This window comes from Kribbella sp. WER1, from assembly GCF_054189145.1.
Genome location: NZ_CM135186.1, coordinates 6,022,295 through 6,046,062, shown reverse-complemented (window position 1 = coordinate 6,046,062; position 23,768 = coordinate 6,022,295). Strand labels below are relative to the sequence as shown.

General features: G+C 70.4%; 26 protein-coding genes. 9 read left to right on the top strand and 17 right to left on the bottom strand.

Going from position 1 to position 23,768, the window contains the following annotated elements; translation table 11 throughout:
• Positions 1–2 precede the first annotated feature (2 nt).
• Genes ACXJJ3_RS29410 through ACXJJ3_RS29400 form a run of 3 tightly spaced genes read right to left on the bottom strand, consistent with a single transcriptional unit; the run spans position 3 to position 2,519 of the window.
• Positions 3–494: a methylated-DNA--[protein]-cysteine S-methyltransferase gene (locus tag ACXJJ3_RS29410; RefSeq protein WP_458165084.1), complete on the bottom strand. Its 492-nt coding sequence runs from the start codon at positions 492–494 to the stop codon at positions 3–5.
• Positions 491–1,045, bottom strand: a complete 555-nt coding sequence (locus ACXJJ3_RS29405) for a GNAT family N-acetyltransferase (RefSeq protein WP_458165083.1) — start codon at positions 1,043–1,045, stop codon at positions 491–493. The genes ACXJJ3_RS29410 and ACXJJ3_RS29405 overlap by 4 nt, the downstream gene beginning before the upstream one ends.
• Before the next feature lies 1 nt (position 1,046).
• Entirely contained in the window at positions 1,047–2,519 is a 1,473-nt protein-coding gene (locus tag ACXJJ3_RS29400; RefSeq protein WP_458165082.1) for an AlkA N-terminal domain-containing protein, read from the bottom strand.
• A 144-nt stretch (positions 2,520–2,663) separates the two neighbouring features.
• On the opposite strand from ACXJJ3_RS29400, the gene ACXJJ3_RS29395 reads away from it, so the two are divergent.
• From ACXJJ3_RS29395 to ACXJJ3_RS29380, 4 genes are all read left to right on the top strand, one after another.
• Positions 2,664–3,404, top strand: coding sequence for an SDR family NAD(P)-dependent oxidoreductase (locus ACXJJ3_RS29395; RefSeq protein ID WP_458165081.1), 741 nt, complete (start codon positions 2,664–2,666; stop codon positions 3,402–3,404).
• A gap of 462 nt (positions 3,405–3,866) precedes the next feature.
• Complete coding sequence (locus ACXJJ3_RS29390; protein ID WP_458165080.1) at positions 3,867–4,637, top strand: LLM class flavin-dependent oxidoreductase; 771 nt, start codon at positions 3,867–3,869, stop codon at positions 4,635–4,637.
• Between the two features lie 90 nt (positions 4,638–4,727).
• Positions 4,728–5,708 carry a LacI family DNA-binding transcriptional regulator gene (locus ACXJJ3_RS29385; protein ID WP_458171962.1) on the top strand — a complete coding sequence of 327 codons (981 nt, stop codon included), beginning with the start codon at positions 4,728–4,730 and terminating at the stop codon, positions 5,706–5,708.
• 44 nt (positions 5,709–5,752) lie between these two features.
• Positions 5,753–8,461 (top strand): glycogen debranching protein, encoded by a 2,709-nt coding sequence (locus tag ACXJJ3_RS29380; RefSeq protein ID WP_458165079.1) that lies wholly within the window; start codon positions 5,753–5,755, stop codon positions 8,459–8,461.
• 326 nt (positions 8,462–8,787) lie between these two features.
• Here ACXJJ3_RS29380 and ACXJJ3_RS29375 read toward each other — a convergent pair whose 3' ends face one another.
• The 10 genes from ACXJJ3_RS29375 to ACXJJ3_RS29330 form a co-directional block, all read right to left on the bottom strand.
• Positions 8,788–9,540, bottom strand: coding sequence for a hypothetical protein (locus tag ACXJJ3_RS29375; protein WP_458165078.1), 753 nt, complete (start codon positions 9,538–9,540; stop codon positions 8,788–8,790).
• Positions 9,537–10,433 (bottom strand): ATP-binding cassette domain-containing protein, encoded by an 897-nt coding sequence (locus ACXJJ3_RS29370; RefSeq protein ID WP_458165077.1) that lies wholly within the window; start codon positions 10,431–10,433, stop codon positions 9,537–9,539. The genes ACXJJ3_RS29375 and ACXJJ3_RS29370 overlap by 4 nt, the downstream gene beginning before the upstream one ends.
• Positions 10,433–10,786 (bottom strand): GntR family transcriptional regulator, encoded by a 354-nt coding sequence (locus ACXJJ3_RS29365; protein ID WP_458165076.1) that lies wholly within the window; start codon positions 10,784–10,786, stop codon positions 10,433–10,435. The genes ACXJJ3_RS29370 and ACXJJ3_RS29365 overlap by 1 nt, the downstream gene beginning before the upstream one ends.
• 56 nt (positions 10,787–10,842) lie before the next feature.
• Positions 10,843–11,571, bottom strand: coding sequence for a GOLPH3/VPS74 family protein (locus ACXJJ3_RS29360; protein ID WP_458165075.1), 729 nt, complete (start codon positions 11,569–11,571; stop codon positions 10,843–10,845).
• Positions 11,564–11,773: a hypothetical protein gene (locus ACXJJ3_RS29355; protein ID WP_458165074.1), complete on the bottom strand. Its 210-nt coding sequence runs from the start codon at positions 11,771–11,773 to the stop codon at positions 11,564–11,566. Before ACXJJ3_RS29355 ends, ACXJJ3_RS29360 begins: the two co-directional genes overlap by 8 nt.
• 9 nt (positions 11,774–11,782) lie before the next feature.
• The gene (locus ACXJJ3_RS29350; protein ID WP_458165073.1) at positions 11,783–12,673 is read right to left on the bottom strand and encodes an SPFH domain-containing protein; all 891 of its coding nucleotides are present in this window, start codon (positions 12,671–12,673) and stop codon (positions 11,783–11,785) included.
• Between the two features lie 168 nt (positions 12,674–12,841).
• Positions 12,842–13,540 (bottom strand): aminotransferase class IV, encoded by a 699-nt coding sequence (locus ACXJJ3_RS29345; protein ID WP_458165072.1) that lies wholly within the window; start codon positions 13,538–13,540, stop codon positions 12,842–12,844.
• Positions 13,533–14,882: an aminodeoxychorismate synthase component I gene (gene pabB, locus ACXJJ3_RS29340; protein WP_458165071.1), complete on the bottom strand. Its 1,350-nt coding sequence runs from the start codon at positions 14,880–14,882 to the stop codon at positions 13,533–13,535. Before pabB ends, ACXJJ3_RS29345 begins: the two co-directional genes overlap by 8 nt.
• 28 nt (positions 14,883–14,910) lie before the next feature.
• Positions 14,911–15,687: a class I SAM-dependent methyltransferase gene (locus tag ACXJJ3_RS29335; RefSeq protein ID WP_458165070.1), complete on the bottom strand. Its 777-nt coding sequence runs from the start codon at positions 15,685–15,687 to the stop codon at positions 14,911–14,913.
• Positions 15,688–15,758: 71 nt separating this feature from the next.
• Positions 15,759–16,472, bottom strand: a complete 714-nt coding sequence (locus tag ACXJJ3_RS29330) for a metal-dependent transcriptional regulator (RefSeq protein ID WP_458171961.1) — start codon at positions 16,470–16,472, stop codon at positions 15,759–15,761.
• 60 nt (positions 16,473–16,532) lie between these two features.
• On the opposite strand from ACXJJ3_RS29330, the gene ACXJJ3_RS29325 reads away from it, so the two are divergent.
• Genes ACXJJ3_RS29325 through ACXJJ3_RS29310 form a run of 4 tightly spaced genes read left to right on the top strand, consistent with a single transcriptional unit; the run spans position 16,533 to position 20,213 of the window.
• Positions 16,533–17,837 (top strand): cryptochrome/photolyase family protein, encoded by a 1,305-nt coding sequence (locus tag ACXJJ3_RS29325; RefSeq protein WP_458165069.1) that lies wholly within the window; start codon positions 16,533–16,535, stop codon positions 17,835–17,837.
• Between the two features lie 56 nt (positions 17,838–17,893).
• Positions 17,894–18,286 carry a GntR family transcriptional regulator gene (locus tag ACXJJ3_RS29320; protein ID WP_165549724.1) on the top strand — a complete coding sequence of 131 codons (393 nt, stop codon included), beginning with the start codon at positions 17,894–17,896 and terminating at the stop codon, positions 18,284–18,286.
• A complete protein-coding gene (locus tag ACXJJ3_RS29315) occupies positions 18,283–19,158 on the top strand; it encodes an ABC transporter ATP-binding protein (RefSeq protein WP_458165068.1) in 876 nt (291 codons plus the stop codon). Before ACXJJ3_RS29320 ends, ACXJJ3_RS29315 begins: the two co-directional genes overlap by 4 nt.
• Positions 19,155–20,213: an ABC transporter permease gene (locus ACXJJ3_RS29310; protein ID WP_458165067.1), complete on the top strand. Its 1,059-nt coding sequence runs from the start codon at positions 19,155–19,157 to the stop codon at positions 20,211–20,213. Before ACXJJ3_RS29315 ends, ACXJJ3_RS29310 begins: the two co-directional genes overlap by 4 nt.
• Here the strand turns inward: ACXJJ3_RS29310 and ACXJJ3_RS29305 are convergent.
• From ACXJJ3_RS29305 to ACXJJ3_RS29295, 3 genes are all read right to left on the bottom strand, one after another.
• Positions 20,179–21,474, bottom strand: a complete 1,296-nt coding sequence (locus ACXJJ3_RS29305) for an APC family permease (protein WP_458165066.1) — start codon at positions 21,472–21,474, stop codon at positions 20,179–20,181. The two genes, ACXJJ3_RS29310 and ACXJJ3_RS29305, sit on opposite strands and share 35 nt — an antisense overlap.
• Positions 21,431–21,955 carry a hypothetical protein gene (locus ACXJJ3_RS29300; protein WP_458165065.1) on the bottom strand — a complete coding sequence of 175 codons (525 nt, stop codon included), beginning with the start codon at positions 21,953–21,955 and terminating at the stop codon, positions 21,431–21,433. The genes ACXJJ3_RS29305 and ACXJJ3_RS29300 overlap by 44 nt, the downstream gene beginning before the upstream one ends.
• Before the next feature lie 75 nt (positions 21,956–22,030).
• Positions 22,031–22,576 carry a TetR/AcrR family transcriptional regulator gene (locus tag ACXJJ3_RS29295; protein ID WP_458165064.1) on the bottom strand — a complete coding sequence of 182 codons (546 nt, stop codon included), beginning with the start codon at positions 22,574–22,576 and terminating at the stop codon, positions 22,031–22,033.
• A gap of 74 nt (positions 22,577–22,650) precedes the next feature.
• Here ACXJJ3_RS29295 and ACXJJ3_RS29290 point away from each other — a divergent pair, with 74 nt between their 5' ends.
• Complete coding sequence (locus tag ACXJJ3_RS29290) at positions 22,651–22,926, top strand: hypothetical protein (RefSeq protein WP_458165063.1); 276 nt, start codon at positions 22,651–22,653, stop codon at positions 22,924–22,926.
• Here ACXJJ3_RS29290 and ACXJJ3_RS29285 read toward each other — a convergent pair.
• Positions 22,923–23,759 carry a class II fructose-bisphosphate aldolase gene (locus ACXJJ3_RS29285; protein ID WP_458165062.1) on the bottom strand — a complete coding sequence of 279 codons (837 nt, stop codon included), beginning with the start codon at positions 23,757–23,759 and terminating at the stop codon, positions 22,923–22,925. The genes ACXJJ3_RS29290 and ACXJJ3_RS29285 overlap by 4 nt on opposite strands.
• Positions 23,760–23,768: the final 9 nt, after the last annotated feature.

The following is a 23,768-nucleotide window of genomic DNA, read 5'->3' as shown; positions in this document are numbered from 1 at the left end:
GCTCACCAACTGAGCAGTTTTCCGCCGGTCTCGTGATCGAGCAGCGCCCGCTTCCGCTCGATCCCCCCGCCGTACCCGGTCAGGCTGCCGGTCGACCCCACCAGCCGGTGGCACGGCACGATGATGCTGACCGGGTTCTTTCCGTTCGCGAGCCCGACCGCCCGCGCCGACTGCGGCTTCAGCCCGAGCGCGGCCGCGAGCCCGCCGTACGTCGTGGTCTCGCCGTACGGGATGTCCTGCAACGCGTCCCAGATCCGCCGCTGGAACTCCGTCCCGACCAGCTGCAGCGGTACGTCGAACGTGGTCCGCCCGTGGTGGAAGTACTCCTCCAACTGCTCCGCCACCGCCGGCAGCACCGCATCGTCACGGTCCCCGAACCCACTCTCGTCTGGACGGTAGAGCTGCCGGTCCATGTACAACCCGGTCAACGCCCCCGCCTCGGTCCCCACCAGCGTGAGCGGACCGAGCGGACTGCCGACGACGGCGTACGTCACCGGGTGGACTCCCACTGCGCGCGGTCGATGCGGTAGAACACGTGCCGCTTGAGCCGGTGCCCGTCCTCGATCCGCGGGTGGTCGAAGTCGCCGGCCGCGTCGTGCACCATCCCGATCCGCTGCATCACCCGCTGCGACGGCAGGTTCGTGGTCGCGGTGAACGAGACGATCTCGCCCAGCCCGCCCGGCCCGAACCCGTGCGCCAGCGCCGCCCGCGCCGCCTCGCTCGCATAACCGTTGCCCCAGGCCCCTTTCGCGAGCCGCCAGCCGATCTCGACCGCCGGCATGAACGCCGCCTCGAAACTCGGCACCGACAGCCCGGTGAATCCGATGAACTCCCCGGTCTCGCGCACCTCGACCGCCCACAGTCCCCAGCCGCGCTCGTCGATCAGCGGCCGGTTCCGGTCGATCAGCCCGTCGCTCTGCGCGCGCGTCTGCGGCGCCGGGAAGTGCTCCATCACGGCCGGATCGGCGTTCAGCGCGGCGTACGGATCACGGTCGGACTCGCGCCAGTTGCGCAGCAGCAGCCGGTCGGTGGTCAGCTCGGTCATCTCACTCCACGGGGATCTTGTTGATCGCATGGTCACCGGTGGCCCACAGGTACTGCACCGCGTACGCACGCCAGGGCCGCCACGCGCGGGCGTGGTCGGTCAGCGGTTTGGGGGCCTCGGGCAAGCCTAGGTCACGGGCGGCGTACCGGATCCCGAGGTCGCTGGCCACGAAGGCGTCCGGGTCGCCGAGCGCCCGCATCGCGATCGACTCCACCGTCCACGGTCCGATCCCGGGCAGCGCCGACAACCGCTCGCGAGCCTCGTCCCAGTCGGCGCCGGCGCCCAGGTCGATGTCGCCGTTCGCGAGCGTGCCGATCAGCGTGGTCAGCGTCGTACGACGGGACTTCGGGAACGCCAGCGTCTCCGGGTCCAGCTCCGCGAGCGCCTGCATCGTCGGGAACAGGTGCGTGAGGCCGCCGCCCGCGTCCTCGATCGGCTCGCCGTGCTGCACCACCAGCCGATGCGCGTGCGTCCGGGCAGCCGCGGTCGACACCTGCTGACCGAGCACCGCGCGGACGGCGAACTCCTCGCCGTCGACCGTGTGCGGAACCCGCCGGCCGGGCGCCTTCGCGATCAGCGGCGCGAGAACGGGATCGGTACCGAGCAGATCGTCGACGGCGACCGGATCCGCGTCCAGGTCGAGCATCCGGCGGCACCGGCTGATCGCGATCGCGAGGTCCCGCTGGTCCGTGAGCGACAGCTGACAGGCGATGTGGTCCGGCATCGGCTTGAGCGCGACGACACCGTGACCGTGCGGCAGCCGCAACGTCCGGCGGTAGTGCCCGTCGCGCCATTCCTCGACGCCGGGTACGCCGGTCGCGATCAGGTGGCCGAACAGGTTGTCGGGCGTCAACGGCGCGCGGAACGGGAGCCGCAGCGAGATCGTGCCGGGCGCGGCCGACGCCGTACCCCGGCGGGCGCGGCGGCGAAGCTCGGTCGGAGCGAGCGCGAATACTTCCTGCACGGTCTCGTTGAACGTTCGTACGCTCGAGAACCCGGCGGCGAACGCGACGTCCGCCATCTGCAGCTCACTCGTCTCGATCAGCAGCCGCGCGGTCTGCGCACGCTGCGCCCGGGCGAGCGCGAGCGGCCCGGCCCCGAGCTCGGCGAGCAGCTGCCGCTGCACCTGCCGCACGCTGTACCCGAGCCGGGCGGCCAGCCCCGGTACGCCGTCCCGGTCGACGACGCCGTCCGCGATCAGCCGCATCGCCCGCGCGACCAGGTCGGCCCGGTCGTTCCACTCCGGCGACCCCGGGCTGGCGTCCGGCCGGCACCGCTTGCAGGCGCGGAACCCGGCCTGCTGGGCGGCGGCCGCGCTCGGGTAGAACCGCATGTTCTCGACCTTCGGCGGCACCACCGGGCAGCTCGGCCGGCAATAGATCCGCGTGGTCAGCACCGCCGTGAAGAACCACCCGTCGAACCGCGCGTCCTTCGACTGGACCGCGCGGACACATCGCTCCCTGCACTCGTACACGCCCTCCAGCATCCCTGCCGCCACCGACAATCACTAGCGGATTTACGACATGGAAGTGGTGGTCGGGTTCGCGGATTCGCGACGGCAGGATCCGGTGGCGGATTCTCGCCAGCTTCGGGGATCGCCGGGCGGTGAGATTGAAACATGAACGAACTACTTGGCAAGAAGGCACTCGTGACCGGCGGCAGCCGCGGGATCGGCGCGGCGACCGCGGTGGCGCTCGCAGAACGCGGCGCCGATGTCGCGATCACGTACGGCACATCCGCCGACGCGGCGGCGACGGTGGTGAAGGAGATCGAGGGGTTGGGGCGGCGCGGGTTCGCGTTCGCGGTCGACGCCGGGGACGCGACCGCGGCGGCGGACGGCGTACGACGGGCCGCGGAAACCCTTGGCGGGTTGGACATTCTCGTCAACAACGCAGGCGTCGGGGCGATCGCGCCGATCGGAGACATCTCCCTGGAGGATCTCGATCGGGTGCTGGCCGTCAACGTGCGCGGCGTCTACGCGACCACGCAGGCCGCCGTCCCGCTGCTGTCCGACGGCGCCCGCCTCATCCACGTAGGCAGCTGCGCCGCCGAGCGGGTGACGTCGCCCGGGATGACGCTGTACGCAATGAGCAAATCCGCCCTGACCGGCCTCAGCAAAGCCCTAGCCCGCGAACTCGGCCCCCGCAACATCACCTCGAATGTCGTCCACCCCGGCCCCACCGACACCACCATGAACCCAGCCACCGGCCCGCACGCCCAACCCCAACTAGCCGACCTGGCCCTCCCCCGCTTCGCCACCCCCACAGAGATAGCCGCCGCCATCACCTACCTCACCGGCCCCACCGCGACCTACATCACCGGCACCACCCTAACCATCGCCGGCGGCCACACCACCTGACCCGACACCGCCCCTCACCCACCATCGCGCAAGCACGGACACGCATATCCGTCGGCGTTACCGGTTGACCGATGGTGTGAAGGCGGAGAACCAGCAACACGCGCGGACATCCCCCCGGCGTCAGCAGCCGGCGCGGGCTCCGGCGGGAACGTACGGGCGGGGATATCCGTCGGCGTTGGCGGTTGTCCGGTGGTATGAGGGGGGAGAACCAGCAACACGCGCGGATATCCCCTCGCGTAGGCAGCCGGCGCGGACGGCCCGCGCCGAAGCACGGGCGGGATATCCGTTGGCGTTGGCGGTTGTCCGGTGGTGTAAGGGGGGAACCAGCAACACGCGGGGATATCCGCTCGCGTCGGCCGGTGGGCGTAAGCGCCACGCGTGAACGGAAGACGTAAGCGCCGCGCGTGAGTGGCGGGCGTAGGTGGTGGGTGGGTGTCGGGGGTGGGGGTTAGCGTTGGTGGGGTGAGGTTTTTGGTGACGGTGGGGGCGGCTGGGGTGGGGCGGGATCCGCGGGGGTTGGCGGAGTTGGGGCGGGTGGTGGAGGGGGCGGGGTGGGACGGGTTGTTCTTGGAGGATTACCTGGTTTATCAGGGGGATGCGAGCCTGCCGACGTACGACCCGTGGGTTTGCCTGGCGGCGATCGCGACGGCGACGGAGCGGATTCGGATCGGTACGACGGTGACGCCGTTGCCGCGGCGGCATCCGTGGAAGGTGGCTGCCGAGGTGGTGGCGCTGGATCAGCTGTCGGGTGGGCGGATGGTGCTCGGGGTCGGGAGTGGTGATCCGGGGGATCCGTTCGTGGGGCGGCGGGAGCCGCGGGTGTTGGCGGGGATGCTTGATGAGGGGCTGGAGGTGATCGACCGGTTGTGGAGTGGGGAGACGGTCAGCTTCAGCGGGGAGTACTACGTGCTCGACAACGTGCGGCTCGCGGCGCGGGCGGTGCAGCGGCCTCGGGTGCCGATCTGGGTCGGGGGCAACTTGTTGGTGCCGGCGGTACGGCGCAGGATCCGGCGGTGGGGTGGATCGTGTGCGTACAAAGGGAGTACGGACGCGCCGCAGCAGATCACGCCGGACGACGTACGCGGGCTGGGCCCGGGCGTCGAGGTGAAGGTGAGTGGTGGGGATCCGGCGGCGTTCGCGGCGGCGGGTGCCGACTGGTGGGGGCGGTGGATCCCGCCGGGGCCGGTCGAGGAGACGCTTGCGATCGTGCGCCAAGGACCGCCGCGAATCTGAACCGTTGACAGCGGCATGGGGTCAGGGAGAGACTGCGGGTGATTTGAACGTTCAAACCTGCGGGAGGGCACCTTGGCTACGTTGAAGCAGGTGGCTGCCCACGCCGAAGTGTCGGTTCAGACCGTGTCGAACGCTCTGAACGCCCCGCACCGGCTGCGCGCCGACACGCTCGAGCGGGTCAACCGTTCGATCGAACTGCTCAACTACCGGCCCAATCGTAACGCCCGCAGCCTCCGCACCAGCGCGGTCGAGTTGATCGGGTACTGCGTGCCCAGCTGGCCGAACCAGACGCACCTGGTGATGGACCAGTTCCTGCACGCCCTCTGCGCCGCCGCCGAACGCAGCGGCCGGCACATCCTGCTGTTCACCGCGCCGCCCGGCGTCGACGGCATGCCGACGTACGAGGATCTGCACGCTCGCCGGATGGTCGACGGGTTCGTGCTGTCGCAGACCGAGACGCACGACCCGCGGCACGGGTGGCTGAAGCAGCAGGGCATCCCGTTCGTGAGCTTCGGGCGGGTGTGGAAGCAGACCCTGCAGCCGGGGCCGTGGGTGGACGTCGACGGCGCGACCGGTTCCGCGATCGCGGTCCGGCACCTGTACGAGACCGGCCGCCGCCGGATCGCCTTCCTGGGGTGGCCGAAGTCGTCCGGGCTCGCCGAGGATCGCCTGGCCGGCTGGCGCACCGCCTGCAAGGACCACGGCGTACCGACCACCGGGCTGGCCGTCCGGTGCCGGGCCGACAGCATCGAGGAGGGCGCCCGCGGTACGGCGCGGCTGCTCGACTCCGGCCGCGCGTTCGACGGGATCGTTGCCTTGAGCGACGTTCTCGCCCTCGGCGCGCTCCGTGAACTCACCGCCCGCGGGATCGTCCCCGGCACCGACGTCGGCGTCGTCGGGTACGACGACTCGCCGCTCGCCGAGGTCGTCTCCCCGGGCCTGACCAGCCTGCGGCAACCGATGGACCGGATCGCCGAGGAGCTGATCACGATCCTCACCGGCGACCAGCAGCCGGCCGAACGGCTGCTGCTGCCCGAACTGGTGATCAGGGGCAGCTCCGCCCCTGGCTGATTTCCGGCGCTATTCCCCGGGCGCCGCGAGAAGGAGGAACCGCCATGACTCCCGATCCCACCAACCGAAGTAGCCGAGGTGGCACACCACCGCTCCGGCGCGCGCCGGTCCGGCGCGCCGTAGGCGTCGCGCTGCTCGCCACTGCGACAGTGCTGGCCGGCTCAGCGTCCGCGCTCGCCGGGCCGTCCAGCACCAACTCCGCAACGAGCCCAGCCACCGGCACCGCCGCCGCAGGCGCGGCCACCACGGCTGCCGCAAGCGCAGCAACGGCCGGTCCGTCCGAGCTCTCCGAAACGACCCGCCTCGCCGACCGACGGTCGCTGGTGGTCGGGGACCGCGCCTACGCGATGGGCGACGAGACCGGCCTCTACCCGGCGGCCGGCTGGCATGTCCGGGGCGAGATGGGCGGCTTCTGGACGCAGCCGATCAAGCTCCTGGACGGCATCTGGTTCGGCCTCGACGGGAACTGGCTCGGCAAGCAGGTGCCGGCCGCGAAGTACACGAGCGGCCACGGCTACAGCCGGATCGACTACCCCGGCGCCGTCGACGTCCGCCGTACCGACTTCGTCCCGGACGGCGTCCGTGCCACCCTGGTCGGCCTGACGCTGCGCTCCGGTACGGCGAAGACGGTCAAGCTGACCGTCGACGCGCACTCCGAGTTGATGCAGCCGTACCCGTGGGACTGGACGTCCCCGACCGCGATCGACTCGAACCTGCCGGACACCGGTGACGTCGTCGACGGCGCGTTGCGGTTCCGCGAGCAGGGCACCCCGTCGTACCCGAACGCGAAGCCGCACGACTTCGCCGCGTTCGTCGGATCGTCCCTGCGTCCGACGAGCACGCAGCTCGGCCCGAACCACCGCGGTCCGCAGAGCCCGGCGGTGATCTGCCCGAAGGACGGGACGACGCCTGCCCGCTGCGACGACTCGCTGACCGGCAAGGGCACCGGCGGCGGGCTCACGTACGACGTACCGCTGAAGGCCGGCGAGCAGAAGACGATCTGGTTCGCGGTGGCCGGGTCGGACCAGGGCAGCAAGGCCGCCCAGGGCGAATACCGCAAGGCGCTGAGCAACCCGGACCTGTTGCTGCGGGCAAAGACCGCGCAACGGCAGCAGATCGACGCGCAGTCCGCAGTGGACCTTCCTGGTGACCGGCTGCTGCAGCAGAGCGTCGAGTGGAGCAAGCAGAACCTGGCCGATTCGGTGCAGCAGGCGAACGACCTGCAGATCCGGGACGTGAACGAGGGCAAGGACTACCCGGCGGCACTCGGGTCGGTGCCGACCGCCCGATGGTTCGGGGCCGGGTTCCCGGACTACCCGTGGCTGTTCGCGACCGACGGCGAGTACACCGCGTTCGCGGCCGTCGCGGCCGGGCAGTTCGACACCGTGAAGGAGCACCTGCGGGCGCTGCGCGACGTCAGCGACATCCTGAACAAGCGCAGCGGCAAGGTCGCGCACGAGGTGACGCCGACCGGCGACGTGTACTTCGGCTCGAACCAGAGCGCGGGCAACACCGACGAGACGGTGAAGTTCCCGAGTACGGTCGCGCTGCTGTGGCGCTGGACCGGCGACAACAAGTTCCGCGACGAGATGTACGACTTCAGCGTCCGGAACCTGCAGTACGTCTACAAGAACCTCGACAAGGACGGCGACGGCTGGCCCGAGGGCCTGGCCAACGTCGAACGCGCCGGCATGGGCGTGGAGAAGCTCGACAGCACCGTGTACCTCGCCCGCGGGCTGCGCGACCTGGCCGACCTGGCCGCGTCCAAGCACGACACCAAGACCGAGAAGTGGGCGACCGCGAAGGCGAACGACCTGGAGTCCCGCTTCGAGGCACAGTGGTGGGTGCCGAAGGCGATGGGGTACGCCGACTCGATCGACGACCGGGCCGACCCGGCGAACGACAACACCCCGATCTTCCAGCGGCACTGGATCGGCGTGACCCCGATGGAGGCGGAGCTGACCCGTCCGGGCGGGACGTCGCCGCTGGCATCGAAGGAGCACGCGAACGTCGCGCTCGACCAGCGCGAAACGCCCTGCTACACCGGGGAGTTCGGCCTCTTCCACACCGGCACCGGCGCGACCTCGGACCCGAAGGGCAACCCGGGCGCGAGCTGTGACGGCGTGGTGTCGCAGGTGCCGAGCGAGCGCAGCATCTTCGGCCTGAACACGTCGATCATGGCCGTTGCGGAGGGCAACTTCGGTCGCCTCGGCACGAAGCAGCAGCAGGTGTACACCACCGGCAACGCGCGGATCCAGCTCGACCCGAAGGTGTGGGAGACGCCGGGTGCGATGCCGGAGATCGCGCCGTCGCCGGACTCCCCCGCCAACATCGGCCGGCCGTTCTACGACCGTTCGATGGCGTTGCAGGCCTGGGGTACGTACGGGATCCTCTGGCCGGTCGTGCACCAGCAGCTCGGCGTCGACCCGGATCTCGGGCACGGGCGGATCTCCGTCGTTCCGCAGCTCCCGGAGGGCCAGCACAAGGTGGCCGGTAGCAACGTCCGGGTCGGCAGCGGGTCGGTCGACGTGTCCGCGAGCCTTGCAGGCAAGGTGTTGACGACCGACGTGACGGCGAAGGGTGTCGGCGCGGCGCTGACGGCGGGCGCGGTGCTCCCGTCCGGGGCGAAGGTCCGGGGCGTGACGGTGAACGGGCACGCTGCGGCGTACCAGCTCGTCACCACCAGCCGCGGGACCGAGGTCCAGGTGCCGGCGCGCGGCGCGCACACGGCCGTGGTGATCACACTGCAGTAGTTCGGGACAAAGGTGGGGCCCCTCCGAGTATGAGTCGGAGGGGCCCGCACAGCTGAAGGAAAGTGACGTCTCCAGCTTCCCGAAGCGGGTCCGTGGAGGCCGGCAGACCCCGTCACCGGTCTACCTCGGTGGGGATCCCCACCGCGAGGGCCCTCGGTTTCCGTTCGACCCGCTGCCCCGATGAGAAGCAACGTATCGACATTTCTACGCCCGTCGGCGAGGTCGGCACAACCCTTTCCCGGCGACAGATTCGGTCGTCCACAGCGATCGTCCAGTCATCCACAGAAACGGGACGAGTTATGCACACCCCCTGTGTATAACGTCTCTTAGCCCTTAGGGGGTTTGACCCCCATCGGTTCCAGGACGCGGTACCCGGCGTACAGGCCGAGCGCGCTGACCAGGAGGACGCCCGGTACGGCGACCGCGAGCGGCGGACGGTGGTACCCGACGTTGTGCAGGATGCCGGCCAGCCACTGCGCGACCAGCAGCAGCTCGGCCGCGACGGCCGGGACCAGCGCCAGCGGGAGCAGCAGCACCCCACGCCAGAACCCGAGCCGGACGAACGTGATCCCGAGCAGCCAGCCGGTCACCTCGTGGGACAGGATCAGCAGGAAGTACTCCGCGAAGATCAGCCCGGCCTGCGACGGGTTCGTGAACAAGTGTTCGTTGGTCAGCTTGTCCGGCCAGCCCTGCCACCCGTACAGCCCGCGCTCCAACTGGTAGACCAGCACCCAGAGCACCGAGGTGGCGACCGCGGCACCCGTCAAATAGATGCCTGCGGCAACCGAAAACATGCGCCGGGTGATGCCCTGGGAGATCAGCAACGCGAAGTACGCCGGGGTGACCGTGATGCCGACCGCCATCGAGAAGTACTTCGGCGACTGGGTGCCGTAGTCCCACGCGCTCGCGGTGACGCCGCCGGACAGCAGCTGGATGAGCAGCCCAACGAGGAACAGCGCGAACACCATCACGGCCCAGTACCCGGTCAGCATCGGCCGGAGCCCGATCGCCATCGACAGCACGACCTGCTTCAGCCGATGGCCGTTGGTGACGTCGCGCGGCAGCACCGCCGTACTCATGACTGGGCTCCCGTGAGGTGGACGAACAGATCCTGCAGGCCGACCGGGCCGACCTCGAGGCCGGCCGCGGACGCCTGGGCGAGCAGGGCCGGGTCGAGGTCACCGAGGACGGTCGTGGACTTCGTACCGCCGAGCCGCTCCTCGGCGAGCACGGTGAACCCGGCGGTGAACTCGTCGACCGCGGCGGCCGGACCGACGATCGAGGCTCCGCGGCCGCGGAGCGCGTCCACCGGCGACTGGGTGACCAGGCGGCCCTTGTCGAGGATCACGACCTCCTCGAGCATCGTGCTGACCTCGCTGACCAGGTGCGTCGAGAGCACGATCGTGCGCGGCACCTCGGTGTAGTCGGCGAGCAGCATGTCGTAGAACAGGTTCCGGGACGGCACGTCCATGCCCAGGTAGCTCTCGTCGAAGATCGTCAGCGGGGCCCGGCTGGCCAGCCCGAGCACGACGCCGAGCGCGGACTTCTTACCGCGGGAGAGCTTCTGGATCTTCTTGTTCAGCGGGATCTCGAAGCGGTCCATCAGCTCGGCGGCCAGGTCGGCGTCCCAGTACGGGCGGAGCGCCGCGGTCAGCCGGACGGCGTACTTCACCGGCACGCTGTCCGGTACGTCGCCGGACTCGCGGATCAGGCACACGCGACTCGTGACGACCGCGTTCTCGTACGGCTCCTGGGCCGCGCCGAGGTCCCCGCCCTCGATCAGCACCCGGCCGGAGTCGGGCCGCCGGAACCCGGCGAGGACCGCGGCGAGCGTGCTCTTGCCGGAGCCGTTCCGGCCGAGCAGTCCGTGGATCTTCCCCGGCGCGAGCCGCAGGTCCAGCCGGTCCAGGGCAGGCACGCCGGCGAACTCGACCGAGAGCTCCTCGGTCCGTACGGTCAGCGCGATGGTCATCAGGCCTCACCGCCGATCCGCTGGACGATGTCCCGCAGCGGGATGCCGATCGCCTTCGCCTCCCGGATCATCGGGTCGACGACCTCGGCGAAGAACGAGTCCCGGCGGCCGGTCCGGAGCAGGTCGCGGGCGTTCGCGGCGACGAACATGCCGATCCCGCGCCGCTTGTACAGGATCCCGTCGTCGACCAGCTGCGCGAACCCCTTGGCCGCGGTCGCCGGGTTGATCCGGTAGAAGGCGGCGTACTGGTTGGTCGACATGACCTGCTCCCCCTCCGCCAGCGCACCGCTGACGATGTCGTTCTTGATCTGCTCGGCGATCTGCAGATAGATCGGGCTCCGGTCGTCGAACACCACTTCCCACCCCCTCGGTTCTTTGGTTGAGTGAGGAACCGTAGCACCGGCCCGGGTCAGCCGGCCGCCGAGTACTGGGACTGCTGGAGCGACTTCTTCAACGCCGGTACGACGGGACCGACCCGGACTGCGAGCTGCGCCAGGCGGTCCTTGTGGCGCAGGCGCTGATCCTTCGTCACGACCGTCCGCAGATCTGCCGTCGCCGCTAGGACGACGACCGACGCGTCGCGCAGATCCACCCGGGACACCAGCCGCGACGGCCGCAGGGTGTCCTGCGCGGTCCGCAGCACCTCACGCCGTACCAGCGGATGCCGGAGGGTGATGCGGTCGGCCGGGATGATGCCGAGCACGCGATGCGGTTCCACCTTGATCAGGTGCGCGCGGGCCAGGTCGTCCCGGACCTGGCGGACGGTCGCACCGCCGCGCCGATCGATCCAGTGCCGCCACCGGCGCGGGCCGACCGCCCGGAGCTCCTCCAGTACGGCGGCCGCCACCGGATCCGCCGGCGCCCGACCGGTCGTCACCCGCGCCCGTCCGTTGTCGTCGTCGACGTTCCCGGTCAGCTGCAGGTCGACCAGGACGGCGGCCCGCAGGACCTTGCCGAGCTTCGAGCGCGCCGTCAGCCGACCGCGCTGCGGGTCGTACGCGATCAGGAAGAGCCTTGCAGCCAAGGAATCCGGGGCCGTCGCGTTGCCGAGCGCAACGGTCTTGCGCGGTCGGGCGGGCTGCCTGGCCGGTGTCGAGCGTTCCGGCCGCCGCAGCGGCGTCACCACAGCTCTACTCATCGTCTTCCTCCTTGGACGGACGGCCCGGCCGACGTTGCTTGGCCACGCCGGACGGAAGCCGGCCGGCCTCGGCCAGGGCGCGACGAAGCAGGTACTCGATCTGGGCGTTCGTGCTGCGCAGGTCGTCGTTCGCCCAGCGGGCGAGCGCGTCGTGCACCGCGGGATCCAGCCGGAGCAGGACCTTCTTCCGATCGACAGGCACGAGAGTGCCTTACTGGTACAGAGAGCCGGTGTTGACGACCGGCTGCGCGTCCCGATCGCCGCACAGCACCACCATCAGGTTACTGACCATGGTCGCCTTGCGCTCCTCGTCGAGCTCGACCACCTGGTGCTCGGACAGCCGGTCCAGCGCCAGCTCGACCATGCCGACCGCCCCTTCGACGATCCGCTGCCGGGCCGCGACCACGGCACCCGCCTGCTGGCGGCGCAGCATCGCCTGGGCGATCTCCGGCGCGTACGCCAGATGCGTGATCCGGGACTCGATCACCCGCACCCCGGCCGCATGCACCCGGGCGCCGATCTCCGCCGACAGCTTCTCGGTGATCTCGTCGGTACTGTCCCGCAGCGACAGCACCTCCTCCTCCGAATGCACGTCGTACGGGTAGCTGTTCGCGATGTGCCGGACCGCGGTCTCGGTCTGGATCGCCACGAACTCGACGAAGTCGTCCACCTCGAACATCGCCTGCGCGGTGTCGTCGACCTGCCACACCACCACCGCGGCGATCTCGATCGGGTTGCCGTCGAGGTCATTCACCTTCGCGACCGCGGTCTCGTGGTTGCGGATCCGGGTCGACACCTCGCGGCGGGTCGCGATCGGCACCACCCAGCGCAGACCGGTGGTCCGGACGGTCCCGGCGTACTGCCCGAGCAGCTGCAACACCCGCGCCCGGCCCGGCGAGACCGCGGTCAGACCGGCGGCGACGATCACCGCGACGACGACGATCGCGACACCGAGCCCGACGATCCAGCCGTTGCCGCCGCTCAGCACGAAGGCGAGCACCGCCAGCACCAGCACGAGGCCGGCGAACGGCCACCCGTTCCGCTCCCAGCCGGACCGCTCGGTCACCTTCGGGGCCGGCATCTCCACCACGACATCCGTCATCACTTGCTCCTCTCGAATAGCTCCAAGGTAGCAAAGTGATATCACTTTTAGCAAGCCGATCCTCCCGCCTTTCGTGGGTCTACCCACGAGGTGCAGGGTTTGCGTCTTGGATCGCGGGCGCAAACCCTGCACCTCGGACGTCAACCCACCAAAGGCGGGAGGCGGGGGTCAGGGGAGGCGGGTGGCTAGGGAGTCGAGGTAGGACTGCCAGGGGGTGGAGTTTGAGTTGGGGAGGGGGTCTATGGGGGACGGGCCCCAGGCGTGGATGGGGCGGATGCCGTGGAGGGCGTTCAGGAGCCAGGCTTCGTCGGTGGCTTGCAGGGCCTCGGGGGTGATCGGGCGTTCGGAGACCTCGACACCTTGGGTGCCGGCGATCTCGCGGAGGAGGGCCGCGGTGACGGACGGGAGGAGGCGCCGGTCGGACGGCGGGAAGTACAGTACGTCGTCCTCCCACCAGGCAACCGCGGAGTACGCCGCCTCGAGGACCGTCCCGTCGGCGTCCAGCAGCAGGATCTCGTCCGCACGATCCGGCGCGCCCTCGCGAAGCTTCCCGAGTAGTTCCAGGTCCGGACCCTTCACCCGCGGCGCGGTCCGCGGGTCCGGCCCGTCGTACACCGCGACGCGCACCCGTCCGCCGGTCGGCGGCGCCGGCCGCAGCTGCACCGCAAGCTCCCCCGACGCCTGCAACTCGAACCGCGGAAACCACCGCCCGAACCCGGGCAACCGCCCGATCTGCTCGTCCCAGAACCGCTCCGCCGGCACCCCCGCCGCCGCACACGACCGGACGAACCGCTCCCGATGCCGCGCCAGCCCCCGAACCTTGCCATTGGCAACCAGAAACGAATCCGCCACCAGCAGCTCACCCATTGGTTCTCCCCACCGATCCGCCGACGGCAGCCGTTGCCTTCAGCACCATTTCGTCGTACTCCGCGACCGGGTCCGAGTCGAGCACGATCGCACCCCCGGCCCCGATCACGGTCGCGTCCGGGGTCAGCACCGCGGTCCGGATCACCACGCTCAGGTCCGCCCGCCCGTCGACGGTCAGGTAGCCGAGCGCCCCGGAGTACACGCCGCGCGCACTCGACTCCAGCTCGTCGATGATCTGCATGGTGCGGATCTTCGGCGCCCCGGTCATCGACCCCGGCGGGAAGCACGCGCGAACCGCGGCCACCGCGCTCACCCCGTCACGCAACCGCCCGCGGACCGTCGTCACCAGCTGGTGCACGGTGCGGTAGCTCTCGACTTCCATCAGCTGCGGGACGTTCACGGTCCCGGGGACGCTCACCCGGCCGAGGTCGTTGCGGATCAGGTCGACGATCATCAGGTTCTCGGCGCGGGTCTTGTCGTCCTCGGCCAGCACCTTCGCGGCAAGCCGGTCCTGCAGCGGGTCGTCGTCGCGCGCCGCGGTGCCCTTGATCGGGCGGCACTCGGCCCACCCGTCGGCGTCCACGGTCAGGAACCGCTCCGGCGACGAGCTGGCCACCGCGAGGTCGCCGTACCTGAGGAAGGCCGCGTACGGCGCCGGGTTCGCGGACCGCTGCCAGCGGAAGAACTCGAACGGGTCCGGGACCGCGGGCAGCCGGACCCGGTTCGTCAGGTTGACCTCGTACGTCTGCCCCGCTTCGAGCTCCGCGAGCACCCGTGCGATGCCGGCCAGGTACGTCGTCCGGTCCTGTTCGAGGTGCGCCGCGAGGTCGAGCCGGGCGATCGCGGGCTCGTCCACCGACCCCATCCACCAGTCCGACGCGACCTGTTCGGCGCGGTCCAGCCAGTCCTCGCCGCCGTCGAGCGCGACCAGGTGGGTGCGGTGCTGGTCGTGGTCGATGACGACGAACCGGTCGGCCCAGATCCACAGCGCGTCCGGTGTCGGCGCCTCGTGCGCGGCGGCTCCCCCGGTGAGCGCCTTCAGCTCGTACCCGAAGTACCCGACGTAGCCGCCGCAGAACAGCCCGGCGAGCTCGGCCGGCGGCTCGGCGGACCGCTCCGTGAGCACGGCGTCCAGCTCCGCGAACACGTCGCCGTCGGCCACGGTGCGCGACAGCACGTCCGAGGTCGTCGTACCCAGGATCGACACGCGCCGTGGTGTCCGGTCGGTCAGGCTGCCGTCGAGCCAGTACGCGACCGGCTCGGCGGCCAGCAGCTCGCGGTAGACGGTCTCACCGTCGAGCGCCCGGTCGAGCGTCCGGACGGACCAGCGCAGCGCACTCACAAGCACACGTTACCGACAGCGGCGGGACTCAGACAGTCAGCGCGACCTTGGTCCGCATCGCGGTGATCCGGCGGATCGGGATCGCCACCTCGAGCCCGTCCTTGGCCTCGGCCCGGTCCGCGAGCCAGGCGGCCGCGGTGTCCCGCCGGCCGTCGGGCGTGCCGGGCAGGTACAGCGCGTTCACGAGTCGGAGGGCGTCGTCGCGGCTGCGGATCATGTACACGTACCGCTCGCGCTGGCTCTCCATCACGTCGAACCCGGCGTGCTTCAGCTGGTCCTTCAGCTCGGTGATCTCGCCGCCGGCCGGGAATTGCGGCGTCGACCGCAGCCGCGTGGTGAGCCCGCTGAGCGTCCGGATGTCGCCGCGCCGCAGCGGCCGGACGGCGGGCACGATCGCGGCCAGTACGCCGCCGCGCCGCAGCACCCGAGCCGCCTCCGCGAGCACCTCGGGCAGCGGCTGCAGCACCATCAGCCCCATCGAGCAGGTCACGACGTCGAAGATCTCGTTCGCGAACGGCAGGTGCACCGCGTCCGCCCGCACCTTCGGGCCCGGCGCGCCCGTGAGCTGGGCCTCGTTGTTGTCGACGCCGACCACCCAGCGCCCGTACAGCTCGCGCGCGACCGGACCGTTGCCGCAGGCCAGGTCGAGGATCCGGCGGGCCTCGCCGGACACGGCACGGACCAGCCAGCGGTACGGCGTGTGGTCGCCCGCTACCGCGCGGGACAGCAACGCCTCGGTGCTCCCCGGCGTGGCGGTATGGAACTCCCGCAGGTACTGCGGCCAGTCGACAGGATTCTCAGACATCGCGGCCCGACGCTACCGGCAGCACACCCGATGTACCGCATCGGGTGCAGTGCGTTAACAGAGAGTTGAGGTCAGACCCGGCTGACGAAGATGTGGCCCGCGGTCTCGTCGCTGATCACGCCGCCGGCCTCCCGGCTGCCGACCAGTACGCCCTCGGCGTCCAGCGTCGAGTCCACCTCGCGACCGGGCAGCGCACCGGCCTTCCGCAGCACCGCCATCGCGCCGTCGTCGGTCTGCACCGGCTCGGCGATCCGGCGGACCAGCACCCGCACACTCTCCCCGGTCGCGGTGTCGAGCACCTGGTCGAGCGGCTCGACGCCGATCCGGAAGTCCTCGATCCCGCTCGCCTGGCTGGTGGTCTGCAGCTCCTCCAGTCCCGGAATCGGGTTCCCGTACGGCGACTCCGTCGGGTTGCCGAGCAGCTGCAGCAGCCGCAGCTCGACCGCGTCGCTCATCACGTGCTCCCAGCGGCAGGCCTCGGCGTGCACGTCCTCCCACTCGAGCCCGATCACGTCGACCAGCAGCCGCTCGGCCAGCCGGTGCTTGCGCATCACCCGGACGGCCTGCTTGCGGCCGACGTCGGTGAGCTCCAGGTGGCGGTCGCCCTCCACCTTGATCAGACCGTCCCGCTCCATCCGCGCGACCGTCTGGCTGACCGTCGGACCGGATTGGTGCAACCGCTCGGCGATCCGTGCCCGCAGCGGCACGATGCCTTCTTCTTCGAGCTCGTAGACGGTCCGCAGGTACATCTCGGTGGTATCGATCAGGTCGCTCACGACAACCATTCTCACCTATGCAGGCAAGCCTTACCCAATTGCCGTGGGTACAGGCGGAGGATGAGCGCGATGACTTCACTGATGTGGTTCCGGCGGGATCTGCGGCTGGCCGACAACCCGGCGCTGCTCGACGCGGTGGCCGGCGGCCGCGTTCTCGGGCTGTTCGTGCTGGATCCGCTGCTCTGGGAGCGATCCGGCGATCCCCGGCGCGAACACCTGGCCGCGTCGCTGCGCAGCCTGTCCGTCGCGACGGGCGGCCGGCTGGTGATCCGGCGGGGCGATCCGGCCGCGGTGGTACCGGCGGTCGCGGACGAGGTGGGCGCCTCGAGTGTGCACATCAGCGCGGACTACGCACCGTACGGACAGCAACGGGATCAAGAGGTTGAAGCCTCATTGAAGTGCCCGCTGGTGCGGACCGGCTCGCCGTACGCCGTGGCGCCGGGGCGGGTGCTGAACCAGCAGGGACGGCCGTACCAGGTGTTCACGCCGTACTACCGGGCGTGGCTCGAACACGGCTGGCGGCAACCGGTGGCCGCACCCACGAACGTGCAGTGGGTACGGGTCGACGGCGAGGACCTGCCCGAGAGCGCGGCCGAAGGTGCCGGGGAGGAGCCCGTACTGCAGCGGTGGCACGAGTACCTCGAGGGCGTCGCGGACTACGACGACCAGCGTGACCGGCCCGACTACGACAGCACCTCGCGGATGTCGATCCCGTTGAAATGGGGCGAGATCCACCCGCGGACGATGCTCGCCGACCTGACCCGGCGGCGCAGCGACGGGGCGAAGGCGTACGTCCGGGAGCTCGCCTGGCGGGAGTTCTGCGCCGACCTGCTCGCCCGGTACCCGCAGGCCGCGTGGAAGCCGCTGCGGCCCGAGTTCGAGAAGATGGAGTACGACGAACCGGGCGAGCTGTTCGACGCCTGGCGCGCGGGCCGCACCGGGTTCCCGTTCGTGGACGCGGGGATGCGGCAGTTGGCCGGCAGCGGATTCATGCACAACCGGGTGCGGATGGTGGTCGCGTCGTTCCTGGTCAAGGACCTGCATGTGCACTGGAAGTACGGCGCGCGCTGGTTCATGCAGATGCTCCGGGACGGCGATCTCGCGTCGAACTCGCTGAACTGGCAGTGGGTGGCCGGCTGTGGCGCGGACGCGGCGCCGTACTTCCGGATCTTCAACCCGGTCACGCAGGGGCTGAAGTTCGACCCGGCGGGCGAGTACGTCCGCCGCTGGGTGCCCGAACTGCGGGGTCTCGACGGCAAGGCCGCGCACGAGCCGTGGAAGCACGGCGGCGCCGACGGTTACCCGGACCAGGTCGTCGACCACGGCGAGGCCCGCCGCGAGTCGCTGCGCCGGTACGACGCGATCCGCTCTTGACGCCCGGTTGATCCATAGCTCTATAGTGCTAGTTACCTAGATGAATGAGGTAACTGATGATCGAGTTCCATCTGGACGGCCGGTCCGGGGTCTCGCCGTACCAGCAGATCGTGCAGCAGGTCCGGAACGCGTTGCGGCTCGGTCTGCTGCGCGAGGGTGACCAGCTGCCCACCGTGAAGGACGTCGTCGCGGCGCTGGCGATCAACCCGAACACCGTGCTCAAGGCGTACCGCGAGCTGGAACACGAGGGCCTGGTGCAGGCCCGGCCCGGTCGCGGCACGTTCGTCACCCGCACCCTCACCGACAACACGCTCGCCGCCCACGGCCCGCTCCGCCAGGACCTCCGCCGCTGGCTCGCGAAGGCGCGCAAGGCAGGCCTCGACGACGAGAGCATCGAGGCGCTGTTCCTGACAACCTTTCGGTCCGCCGCTCAGGAGGACATAGCATGACCGTTCTGCAAGCTCAGGGGTTGGGGAAGCGGTACGGACGGCGCTGGGCGCTGACCGATTGTGAGCTGGAGGTACCGGCCGGGCATGTGGTTGGGCTGGTCGGGCCGAACGGGGCCGGCAAGAGTACGTTTTTGAATCTTGCTGTTGGCATGTTGTCGCCGTCCGCGGGGTCCGTCGAGGTGCTCGGAGTGCCGGCGGGGACGCAGCAGGCGAAGGTCGGGTACGTCGCGCAGGACACGCCGACGTACGGGCGGCTGAGTGTCGCGGATCATCTGAAGCTCGGCGCGCGACTCAACCCCGCGTGGGACCAATCCCTTGCCCAGCAACGGGTCCAGCGCCTCAAGCTGGACCCGAAGCAACGGGCCGGGCGGTTGTCCGGCGGTCAGCGCGCGCAGCTCGCGCTCACCCTCGGGCTGGCGAAACGACCCGAGCTGCTGATCCTCGACGAGCCGGTCGCGGCTCTCGACCCGCTGGCCCGCCGCGAGTTCCTGCAGGACCTGATGGAGGCGGTCGCCGAGCAGGAGCTCAGCGTCGTCCTGTCCTCGCACCTCGTCTCGGACGTGGAACGGGCGTGTGACTACCTGATCGTGCTGGTCGACTCCCGGGTCCAGGTCAGCGGCGAGATCGACACGTTGCTCGCCACGCACTTCCGGATCACCGGCCCGCGGCGCGACCAGAAGGACCTGCCACGAGACCAGGACGTCGTCACCGCCAGCCACACCGACCGGCAGTCGACGTACCTGATCCGCACCGACCGGCCGATCCACGACCCGGCCTGGACGGTCTCCCAACTCACGCTCGAGGACCTCGTACTGGCCTACATGGGCCGCGACGTCCAGCCCGAGCGCCCGGTGCTGGAGGTACAGCGATGATCTGGCTGACCTGGCGGCAGTTCCGCGTCCAGTTCCTGGTCGTCGCGACGGTGGTCGTCGCCGCCGCGATCTTCCTCGCCGCGACCGGTCCCGGCCTGGCCGACGACTACCACCGGTGGACCACGGCCTTCCTCAAGAACCTCGGCTACCAGCGGCTGAATCCGATGCTGTACCAGATCGGGATCGTGCTGCTGTACGCCGTACCGCCGGTGATCGGCGCGTTCTGGGGCGCGCCGCTGATCGCCCGCGAACTGGAGACCGGCACCCACCGGCTGGCGTGGAGCCAGAGCATCTCGCGGTGGCGCTGGCTCGCGACCAAGCTCGGCGTCACCGGCCTGGCCGCGGTCGGTATCGCGGGTCTGCTCAGCTTCGCGGTCACCAAGTGGTCGGCCCCGATCGACGACGCGATGAACGCGGGGCAGGACTCCACCGTCTACGCGCCGCGACTGTTCCCGCTGCAGTTCGGCGCCCGCGGCCTGGTGCCGGTCGGGTACGTCGCGTTCGCGTTCGCCTTCGGTGTCGCGATGGGGCTCGCCGTACGCCGTACCGTGGTCGCCCTCGCCGTCACGCTGACCGTGGTCATCCTCGTGGAGGTGCTGACGCCGTCGCTGATCCGGCCGCACCTGCTGGCGCCGACGCAGGCGTACGTCACCGTGACACAGGACAACATCCGCGGCTTCGGGATGACCGGGCCGAACGGCAAGGTCCTGCAGCTCGAGGTCGCGGCCGGGTCGGTCGGCGCCTGGAAGTTCTACGACCGGACCGTCGACAAGTCCGGCAAGGCAGTGAGCTCGCTGCCGGACTGGGTGATGGACTGTGCACCGAGCGGTCCGCCGCCCCCGGGGAACGGCACGGTGTCCTCCGCGGGCAGCGTGTCGGCCAAGGCTGCCGCCTGCTACCAGCGGCTGGCCGACGAGGGCTATCGCCAGCACGTCAAGTACTACGCGGCGAACAGCTTCTGGGCTCTGCAGTGGCGCGAGTTCGGTCTGTTCCTGCTGCTGGGGTTGCTGCTGGCCGGGTTCAGCTTCTGGCGGATCCGGCGCGACCTGTCGTGAACCGGCGGACCAGCAGGCCGGCGGCGAGGACGGCCGCGGCGACGACCGCGGACGTCCACGGCAGCGTGACCGCGAGGACCACGCAGCCGGTCAGGCCGAGCACGTTGACGGCCCGCGGCCAGCGTCGTTGCTCGGCCGGCTGGGTGAACGCGGAGGCGTTCGCGATCGCGTAGTACAGCAGCACGCCGAACGACGAGAAGCCGATCACGCCGCGCAGATCCGTCGTGAGGACGAGGATCCCGACCACCACGGCGAGAGCGAGCTCGGCGTGGTGGGGGACCTGGTAGCGGGGGTGTACGGCGGCCAGCCGGCGCGGCAGGTCGCCGTTGCGCGCCATCGCGAGCGACGTACGGCCGATCCCCGCGATCAACGCGAGCAGCGCACCGAGACTGGCCAGTGCGGCACCGACCCGAACCACCGGGGCCGCCCAGGCCGCACCGACCCCGTCGACCGCGGACGCGAGGGGCGCCGCGGTCGACGCGGGATCGCCCGTCCTGAGCAACGCGAAGGCGACCGCGAGATAGATGCCGATCGCAATCACCAGCGCGATGCCGATCGCCCGCGGGATGGTGCGCGCGGGCTCGCGGACCTCCTCGCCCATCGTGGCGATCCGCGCGTAGCCGGCGAACGCGAAGAACAACAGCCCGGCGGACTGAAGCACGCCGTACGCCGAGGTGCTCGCGGTGGTGTGGTGGGTCGGGTGACTGGAGTACAGGAGCACCAGCACTATCGCGAGGACCGTGAGAGTGCAGGCGACGAGCACCCTGGTCAGGCGGGCGGTTCTCGTGACACCCCGATAGTTGACCGCCGCCAACACAACGACAGCAACCAACGCCACCACCCGCTGAACCCAATGGTTCGGCACCACGTAGGTGGCAAACGTCAACGCCATCGCCGCACACGACGCAGTCTTCCCGATGACGAAACACCAGCCCGCGGCGAATCCCCACCACTCCCCCAGGCGCTCCCGGCCATACACATACGTCCCACCCGACACCGGATAGACAGCAGCCAGCTGCGCCGACGAGACCGCGTTGCAGTAAGCAACCACCGCCGCGATCACCAGCCCGAGGACCAGCCCTGACCCAGCAGCCCGAGCGGCCGGCGCCCACACCGCGAACACCCCGGCGCCGACCATCGAGCCGAGCCCGATCACCACCGCATCACCGACCCCGAGCCGCCGCGCCAGGCCGCTCGGAGCTGGGGATGCGGGTGGATCAGCTCGTTTCCGCCAGAGCGGCCGCGATTTTGGCCTCGGCATCGGCGACAGCCTCCTTCGGGGCCTCGGGGAGGAGTTCGGCCCACAGGGGCAGCATCTCCCGTTTGGCTTCGAGCATGCCCAGCGGGCGGGGGTAGAACCAGACGTGGAAGTGCGCGTTGCCGTCGCCCCAGCGGTAGACGTGGACCCGGGCGATGTCGCCCAGCGACAGGATCGCGCGTTCGACGCGGGCGACGACCGGGCCGTAGCTCCGGGCGAGGTCGTCGGGGAGATCGGCGAACGAGTCGTGGTGGGTGCGGCTGGTCAGCCAGACGAGGCCGGGGATGGTCACGCCGGTGGCGAGGCACAGGGCCCAGTTGTCGTCGTACCAGAGCGGCGGGCGGTGTCCGGAGCGCTCGAAGTCGGCGAGCCAGCCGCACAGGCCGCAGTGCGGACCGCCGGGTTCACCGACGCGGGGTGGTTCGGGGATCACCCGCGGCTGCGGCTCGCGGCGGACCAGGGGTTCGGCGTACGGAAGAGTCATGACGATCTCCAGCGCAAGACGGTGATGATGTCTTCAATGAAACATGCCTGTTGCAAGAATTGCAACAGGCATGTTTCAGGCCTCGAGGACGCCGCGGAGCACCAGGTCGAGGGTGAGCCGCCGGGCGCGGGACCGCGACCAGTGGTGCCGCCCGCGCATGTGGACGTAGGTGAATGCCGCCGACACCATCAGCACCTCGGCGACGTCGCTCGCCCGCCCGTGCGGATGCAGCGTCCCGTCCGCCTCACCCTCGCGCAGGAACCGCTCGAAGGGGTCGAGGAACGACACCGGCCCGTTCCGCGCCTGCTCCTGGTGGAAGACCAGGTCCGACGACAGCATCAACGGCAGATGCCGGTCGATCACGTCGAACAGCGCCTCGAGCGTCCGGATCAGCCCTTCCCGCCCGGTGCCCGAGCCGGCCAGCACCGGCCACATCGTGTCCCGGTAGTCGTCGGCCAGGGCGGTCAGCAGTGAGTCCAGCAGCGCCTCGACGGTCAGTCCCTGGCGCCACAGCGTGACCCGGGAGCGGCCGGCCTTCTCCGCGACCCGCTCGAGCGTCACGCCGTTCCAGCCGTGCTCCCGCAGTACGTCGATGGTCGCCGTACGCAGCGTCTCGTCCACCCGCGACCCCTTGCCCTTGTGCAACACGGTCGTTGCATTGCACCATGACTGTACCAAGACCGAGGAGGTACGGCGTGGACGGCCGAGGTGGTGCCGGCAAGGAGCGGGCCGAGTTCCGGATCCAGTTCACCGCGCAGGAGCGCACCGGACTGACCGCGCTCGCCGCCGGGCTGCGCGGGGTGGCCGAGTCCGACCTGTCCGAGGAGGACGCACTGGTCGCGGCACTCGAACTCGCGCTGACCCGGCTGATCGACGACTTCGAGGTCCCCGACCCGAGCGATCGCGCCGAGGTCCAGCGCGCCCGCGACGACCTCCGCGCGCACTGGATCCGCGGCGCGGCGACCCTTTAGACGGCCTTCAGTACGCCGAGCAACCGGGCGACCTCGGCGGCGACCGCGTCACGGGCCGGGCCGAGGTACTTCCGGGTGTCGACCAGCTTCGGGTTGTCCGCCAGGACCTCGCGGACGACGCCGGTGAAGACGTTGTTGAGGTGCGTCGCGATGTTGACCTTGGTCATGCCGGCGTCGACCGCCCGGGTCAGATCGGCATCGGCCACGCCGGACGAGCCGTGCAGCACCAGCGGGACCGGGACGGCGTCCTTCAGCTGGGTGATGAGATCGAAGTCGAGCGTCGCCGTGCGTTCGGTCATCGCGTGCGAGGAGCCGACCGCTACCGCGAGGGCGTCGACGCCGGTGGCCTCGGCGAAGGCGAGGGCCTCGTCGGGGCGGGTCCGGGCGCCGGGGGCGTGGACGCCGTCCTTGCCGCCGACCTCGCCGATCTCGGCCTCGACGAACACGCCGTGCTCGTGGCAGTACGCCGTCACCTCGGTCGTCGCGGCGACGTTGTCGGCGTACTCGAGCTTCGAGCCGTCGTACATCACCGACGTGAATCCGAGGGTCACCGCCTCGGTCACCAGGTCGCGGTCCATCGCGTGGTCGAGGTGCACGACGACCGGCACCGAAGCCGCCGCCGCGGCCGCCAGCGTGGCGACACCGATCGGCTTGAGCGCGCCGTGGTACTTCACCGCGTTCTCACTGATCTGCAGGATCACCGGAGCACCGGCCTGCTCGGCGCCCGCGATCAGCGCGGTCGCGTGCTCCAACTGGATCACGTTGAACGCACCAACGCCCCGACCGGCCTTAGCCGCACCCAACACAACCTCGGCACCGGAAACCAACGGCATGAGAACTCC